Origin of the sequence: uncultured Fretibacterium sp. (genome assembly GCF_938040765.1) — a bacterium.
GTDB lineage: Bacteria > Synergistota > Synergistia > Synergistales > Aminobacteriaceae > CAJPSE01.
This window is the reverse complement of sequence record NZ_CALIAA010000167.1, coordinates 1-6,392: the sequence shown is the minus strand read 5'-3', so window position 1 is coordinate 6,392 and position 6,392 is coordinate 1. Positions and strand designations below refer to the sequence as shown.

At 66.3% G+C, this 6,392-nt stretch carries 6 protein-coding genes; 5 read left to right on the top strand and 1 reads right to left on the bottom strand.

The window, feature by feature from the left end; translation table 11 throughout:
* Positions 1–159: 159 nt before the first annotated feature.
* The 5 genes from Q0176_RS05945 to Q0176_RS05925 all read left to right on the top strand — a co-directional run bounded on the left by Q0176_RS05945 (position 160) and on the right by Q0176_RS05925 (position 5,332).
* Positions 160–1,074 (top strand): NAD(P)-dependent oxidoreductase, encoded by a 915-nt coding sequence (locus Q0176_RS05945; RefSeq protein WP_299300214.1) that lies wholly within the window; start codon positions 160–162, stop codon positions 1,072–1,074.
* Between the two features lie 51 nt (positions 1,075–1,125).
* Positions 1,126–2,388, top strand: coding sequence for a DUF1015 domain-containing protein (locus Q0176_RS05940; protein WP_299300212.1), 1,263 nt, complete (start codon positions 1,126–1,128; stop codon positions 2,386–2,388).
* Between the two features lie 116 nt (positions 2,389–2,504).
* Positions 2,505–3,251, top strand: a complete 747-nt coding sequence (gene gpmA, locus Q0176_RS05935; protein WP_299300210.1) for a 2,3-diphosphoglycerate-dependent phosphoglycerate mutase — start codon at positions 2,505–2,507, stop codon at positions 3,249–3,251.
* A gap of 85 nt (positions 3,252–3,336) precedes the next feature.
* Positions 3,337–4,545, top strand: coding sequence for a pyridoxal phosphate-dependent aminotransferase (locus Q0176_RS05930; RefSeq protein ID WP_299300208.1), 1,209 nt, complete (start codon positions 3,337–3,339; stop codon positions 4,543–4,545).
* 88 nt (positions 4,546–4,633) lie between these two features.
* The gene (locus tag Q0176_RS05925; RefSeq protein ID WP_299300207.1) at positions 4,634–5,332 is read left to right on the top strand and encodes a DUF554 domain-containing protein; all 699 of its coding nucleotides are present in this window, start codon (positions 4,634–4,636) and stop codon (positions 5,330–5,332) included.
* On the opposite strand, the gene Q0176_RS05920 is transcribed toward Q0176_RS05925, so the two are convergent.
* Positions 5,262–6,278, bottom strand: a complete 1,017-nt coding sequence (locus tag Q0176_RS05920; protein WP_299300205.1) for an alanine racemase — start codon at positions 6,276–6,278, stop codon at positions 5,262–5,264. The genes Q0176_RS05925 and Q0176_RS05920 overlap by 71 nt on opposite strands.
* Between the last annotated feature and the right edge of the window lie 114 nt (positions 6,279–6,392).

Here is a 6,392-nt window from a genome sequence, read left to right as displayed (position 1 = left end):
CCGGAAGGCTCCCCTCTGGGGATAGCGGCGGCCCCGGCAAGTTTCTTCCTCAAAATAGGCAAGCTGGGGTACCACCGGGGGGCTCCATGAATTAAATCAGCGTCTCATTAGGTTGTACACAGCGAACAGCTGCATACCGTGAATAAAGGAGAAACCTCCATGTCTAAGAAAATTCTGGTCACCGATGGGATGGACGCCGCCGCCGTCGCGAAGCTCCGCAAGGACGGCTATGAGGTCGTGGAGCAGTTCTACGAGCCGGACGCCCTGGGCGGGGCGCTTCGGGATTTCGATGCCGTGATCGTCCGGTCCGCCACGAAGATCAAGCAGCCGCAGATCGACGCGGCGAAGGGAGGCCGCCTGAAGCTCATCATCCGCGCCGGCGTGGGCGTGGACAACATCGACGTCAAATACGCCGAGGCGGCGGGCATTCAGGTCCGGAACACGCCCCGCGCCTCCTCCAACGCCGTGGCGGAGCTGGCCCTCGCGCTGCTCTTCGCCTGCGCACGAAACATCTCCATCGCCGGGCACACCATGCGCGAGAACAAGTGGGAGAAGAAGGCCTACTCCAAAGGCTTCGAGCTGGAGGGCAAGACCATGGGCGTGATCGGCTACGGCCGCATCGGCCGGATGGTCGGCGAGAAGGGGCAGGCCCTGGGGATGAACGTCCTCTCCGTCGTCCACCGCAACAAGCCCGAGGGCGCGGAGTGCAGCACGATGCGTTTCGTCTCGATGGACGAGCTGCTCGCGAAGTCCGACATCATCGTCCTGTGTGCGCCCGGCGGGGACAAGCCGCTGGTGGACGCCGGGAGCATCGCGAAAATGAAGGACGGCGTGGTCATCATCAACGTCTCCCGCGGCAGCAACGTGGACGAGGCGGCGCTGCTGGAGGCCCTGAACGGCGGCAAGGTAAGGGCCGCAGGTCTGGACGTCTGGCTCAGCGAGAAGGATCCCAACTGGACGCTCGCCCAGCACCCCTCCGTCTCCTGCACCCCCCACGTCGGCGCCGGCACCGTGGAGGCCCAGAAACGCATCGGCGCGGAGCTGGTGGACATCGTAGAGGAAAGTTTTTCCTGATTACCGGGGAAGGCAGACGGATGCATAAGGGAACAAGTAAGGATGAACAAGATGGATAAAATATTCAGGCCGGCGGATATCCTCGTCCCCGCGAACTGCGACATGAGCAAATGGAGCGTTATCGCCTGCGACCAGTTTTCCTCGCAGCCGGGGTACTGGGACGCCCTCGACCGATACGTCGGCGACGCGCCCAGCACGCTGCGGCTGATGCTGCCGGAGGCGTACCTGAACCAGCGCGACCCGTTCGCCGAGGCGAAGACCATCAACGCGACCATGAGGCGCTACCTCGACGGCAGCGTCTTCCGGCCCCTGCCGCACAGCTACGTCTATCTGGAGCGCACGCAGTCGGACGGCAAGGTGCGCCGGGGCATCATGGTCGCCCTGGACCTGGAGGCGTACGACTACGCCTCCGGGTCCGCCTCGCCCATCCGCGCCACCGAGGGCACGGTGGAGGAGCGCCTGCCGCCGCGCGTGAGGGTGCGCCGGGACGCACCGCTGGAGATGCCGCACATCATGGTGCTGATGGACGACAGGCGAAACGGCGTACTGGGCTCCCTGGACGCCGGAAAGTCGGCGCTCCCGCCCGTTTACGATTTCGACCTCAACTGCGGGGGCGGCCACCTGCGCGGCTGGCAGGTGACCGGGGGCGACGCGGCCGCGCTGGAGCGGGAGATGGACGCCTATACCCAGGAGATACGCGAGCGGTACGAGGGAACGGCCCCGGCGATGTTCGCCATCGGGGACGGCAACCACAGCCTTGCCGCGGCGAAGAACTGCTGGGAGGAGATCAAAAAGGCCGGGCTCCCGCCCGAGCGGCTCGAGGGGCATCCGGCCCGCTTCAGCCTGGTGGAGCTGGTGAACATTCATGACGACGCCATCGGCTTCGAGCCGATCCACAAGGTGCTGTTCGGCACCGACGCGGAGGCCTTCATCGACGCGGCCAGGGCCTTCTGGGCCGAGCGCAGCCGTTCGTCGGGCGCAGGACACACGCTTCGGCTGGTCGCCGGCCGGCGGGAGGAGCGCGTTGCGGTCAACGGCCTGACCATCGGACAGCTCATCGGCGCCGCGGAGGAGTTCAGTCAGGGCTACATCGCCGCCCACGGCGGCCAGGTGGACTACATCCACAACGACGATACGGCGCTGGAGATGGCCGGCCGTCCCGGCGGCGCGGCGACGCTGCTGCCCCGAATGGAGAAGGACGAGCTCTTCCCGTCCATCATCCGTTCCGGGCCGTTCCCCAAAAAGAGCTTCTCCATCGGCCATGCCGAGGACAAGCGCTATTACCTGGAGTGCCGGAGGATTCAGGAAAGCTGATTCATGCCCTCCATATCGGGGTTCCCGCAGGCACGGGACCCCGCGGGGACCCCGGTACGGAGGCCGCGCCGGCTTGCCGCGCTTCGATTTTGTTTGGACCTGGGGAGTGATGCTTCGTGTACGAGATCGCATTGATACGCCATGGCGAGAGCGCATGGAACAAGGAGAACCGTTTCACCGGATGGACCGACGTCCCCCTGTCCGAGAAGGGGATCGAGGAGGCCCGGGCCGCGGGGCGGCTTCTGAAACAGGAGGGCTATGCCTTCGACCTGGCCTTCACCTCCGTGCTGAAGCGGGCCATCAAGACCCTGTGGCTCGTGCTGGAGGAGATGGACCGGATGTGGATCCCCATCCGCAACTCCTGGAAGCTGAACGAGCGGCACTACGGCGGGCTCCAGGGTCTGAACAAGGCCGAGACCGCGGCGAAGTACGGCGACGAACAGGTCCGGATATGGCGCCGCAGCTACGACGTCCTTCCTCCCCTGCTGGACAAGGGCGACGAGCGTTACCCGGGCAGGGATCCGCGCTACGCGGGGCTCGGACCGGATGAGGTACCGGCCGGCGAGTGCCTGGCGGACACCGTGGCCCGCGTCGTGCCCTATTGGACGGAGGCCGTCGTCCCGGAGGTCCGGGCCGGGAAAAAGGTCATCATCGCCGCCCACGGCAACAGCCTGCGGGCCCTGGTCAAATATCTGGACGGCATCTCCGACAAGGACATCCTGGAGCTGAACATCCCCACGGGCGTCCCCCTGATCTACACGCTGGACAAGGACATGAAGCCCCTGGGACACCGTTACCTCGGCGACCCCGAGGCCATCGCCAGGGCCCAGGCCGCCGTGGCCGGGCAGAGAAGGGCGAAATAAGCGCCGGGCGCAAGCCGCTCGGCGGCATCCGCCCGATGCCGTCAAAACAACGCCGTCAAAAAATATCGAAGGAGGCTGTATGGAGATGCATTTTTCCGACCGTATCAAGGCAATGCAGACGTCGCCCATCCGTCGGCTCATCCCCTTTGCCGACGAGGCCAAGAGCAAGGGGAAAAAGGTGTTCCACCTCAACATCGGCCAGCCGGACATCAAGACCCCCGGCGAATACTTCGAGGCCATCCGTAACTTCAAGGTGGAGACTGTCGCCTACGCGACCTCGCAGGGCAACAACGACCTCCGCGACGCCGTCAGCGCCTACTACAAGTCCTGGGACATCCCCTACGAGCGCGACGACATCTACGTCACCAACGGCGGCAGCGAGGCCCTGTGGTTCGCGGTCATGACCATCTGCGACCCCGGAGACGAGCTGCTGGTCCCGGAGCCCTTCTACGCGAACTACAACGCGTTCGCCCAGTCCTCCCTTGCCAGGCTCGTGCCCATCCCCACGAGGGCCGAGGAGGGGTTCCACCTTCCCCCCGCCTCCGTCATCGAGAAGCTCGTCACGCCGCGCACGCGCGCGATCTGGATATCCAACCCCGGCAACCCGACGGGCGCCGTCTACACGCCCGCCGAGCTGGAGATGCTGGCCGGGCTGGCCAAAAAGCACGACCTCTACCTGATCGCCGACGAGGTCTACCGCGAGTTCACCTACGACGGGGAGAAGTTCACCAGCCTGGGGCACATGAAGGACGTGCTGGACCGCGTGATCATGGTCGACTCCGTGTCCAAGCGCTTCAGCGCCTGCGGGGCGCGCATCGGCACCATCGCGATCAGGAACCGGGACTTCATGGGACAGGTGCTGAAGCTCTGCCAGGGGCGCCTGTGCGTCTCCACGCTGGAGCAGGTCGGCGCGGCCGGGCTCTACAAGACGCCGAAAAAGTACCTGGAGGACGTGAACAAGGAGTACAAGGCCCGGCGGGACACCCTTTACAAGGCCCTGAAGTCTATGGACGGCGTGATCTGCGAGGAGCCGAAGGGCGCGTTCTACGTCATGGTCAAGGCCCCCGTGGACGACGCCGAGAAGTTCATCATCTGGATGCTCCAGAACTTCGACATCAACGGGGAGACGACGATGGCCGCGCCCGGAAACGGGTTCTACACGGCCGCGGACCGCGGCAGGAACGAGATGCGACTGGCCTACGTCCTGAAGAACGAGGACCTGGTCAAGGCCATGACCATCCTGAAGGGTGCGCTTGCCGCTTATCCGGGGCGCGTCGAGGCCATCAGGGCGTAAGAACCCAACGATTCGGATTTTGCGGAGCACGGGCCGGCAGGGAACGGATAGCGCCGGTCCGTACTTTTTTGGAGGGACCTCATCCGACATGGAATTTCTGAGCGGCATCCCGGCGGGCGGAACCCTGTTCAACGCGCTCGCCATCCTTCTGGGGGGCGCCGTCGGCCTTTTTGCCGGCCGTCTCGTCCCGGAGCGCGTCCAGCGCAGCATCTTCCAGTGTCTCGGCCTGTTCTGCCTGTACCTGGGGGCCGACATGGCGCTCAGGATGCAGCACGTCCTGGCCGTCCTGCTGAGCTTCATCCTGGGCACCGCCGCGGGGGAGCTGATGGACCTGGACTCCCGGCTCAATTCCCTGAGCGATCGGCTCAAGGCAAGGCTGCGAATCGGCAGCGAGACCTATACCGAGGGTCTCGTCACCGCCGCCCTGCTCTTCTGCATCGGCTCGATGGCGATCCTGGGGGCGATAGAGGACGGCGTCCGGAGCAACCCCGGGCTGCTCGTCACCAAGGGGGTCATGGACGGCACCGCCGCCCTGTTTCTGGCCGCCTCGCTCGGCGTCGGCGTGCTCTTCTCGGCCCTGCCCGTCCTGCTCTACCAGGGGGCGCTGACGTTCGCCGCCGGCGGGGCCCAGGCTCTCATCACCCCGGCGATGCTCGCCGACCTCTCAGGCCTGGGCGGGCTCATGATCATGGGGATCGGCCTGAACCTCCTGCGCATCACGGAGGTCCGAACGGGCAACATGCTTCCGGGGCTGATCCTGATCGTCCTCCTCGCGGCACTGCTCTGACCTCGCGCCCGTCCTCGAAACAGGCCCGGGCCACATAGGGAGACGTGGACAAGCTCAGCATCGCCCCGTAATCGACCCCGAAGCGCAGCACGTCTCCCCATCGCGTGACCGCCGGCCGTCCCCCCACGTCCAGAAGCGTGTGGTCGCTCGATCCCCCCAGGACCTCCACGCCCTCGTCCAGGGGTCTCAGCCCCTCCACAGGGAGATCCTGCCGGCCGATCCCAAGGATCGCTCTGAGACGGCGCCCCCGATCCTCGAACGTCTGCACCCTGCCGAAGGCGTCCGGCCCGATCGGCCCCTCGGGCCGGGAGGGCTTCTCCCGGGCCTCGATGACCTGAGCCTCCAGCTCCACAGCGTCCTGCCTCAGCCAGGGGATCGCCCGCTGCCAGGCAACGTCGCCGCCCAGCAGAATGGCCTCCCCCACCCGCAGGTGGTTGACGTCCCGGGGCAGCGTCCCCTCCTCCAGCAGCTTGAGGCTCGAAGTCTCCCCTCCGGAGCAGACCGGGACGGCATACCCCAGCCCGTCCTCCATGAAGCTGCGGGCCGACGCAAGCCTTTCGAGCGCACCGGCCGAGGGCAGCGCCCCCGCGAAGCAGGCAAAATTCGCCCCCACCCCGTGCAGCCTCACGCGCGGACAGCGCTTGAAGGCCCGAACGAACACCTCCATCTCCTGCTCGAGGATCCCCTCCCGCCGGTCGCCGAGGTCGAACATCAGGAGCGCACGGTGCGTTTTTCCCTGGGCCGCGCACTCCGCCTCCAGCGCCTCGACGGCCTCGATCATCGACACGGTCGAGCACGAGGCGGTGCGCACGACCGCCTCCAGCTCGGAACGCATGGGGATGCGCAGCAGAAACCGATCCACGGCCGGAAAGGCCTTCTCGAGCCGGATCAGGTTGCGGATGCGGCTGTCCGCAAAGGCGTCGCAGCCCCCCCTCGAGCATCGCACGCGCCGCGTTCAAGTCGGCCGAGATGCCCTTGGTCACGGCACAGACGGCGATGCCGTGCGCGCGGCACCGCTCTGCCACGCGCGCCGCGTTCTCGCGTATGCGGTCCAGGTGGA

What these genes read in the sequence shown, in the direction of transcription:
- Q0176_RS05945 (WP_299300214.1), top strand. Translation starts at nt 160, where the DNA reads ATGTCTAAGAAAATTCTGGTCACCGATGGGATGGACGCCGCCGCCGTC.
- Q0176_RS05940 (WP_299300212.1), top strand. Translation starts at nt 1,126, where the DNA reads ATGGATAAAATATTCAGGCCGGCGGATATCCTCGTCCCCGCGAACTGC.
- Q0176_RS05930 (WP_299300208.1), top strand. Translation starts at nt 3,337, where the DNA reads ATGCATTTTTCCGACCGTATCAAGGCAATGCAGACGTCGCCCATCCGT.
- Q0176_RS05925 (WP_299300207.1), top strand. Translation starts at nt 4,634, where the DNA reads ATGGAATTTCTGAGCGGCATCCCGGCGGGCGGAACCCTGTTCAACGCG.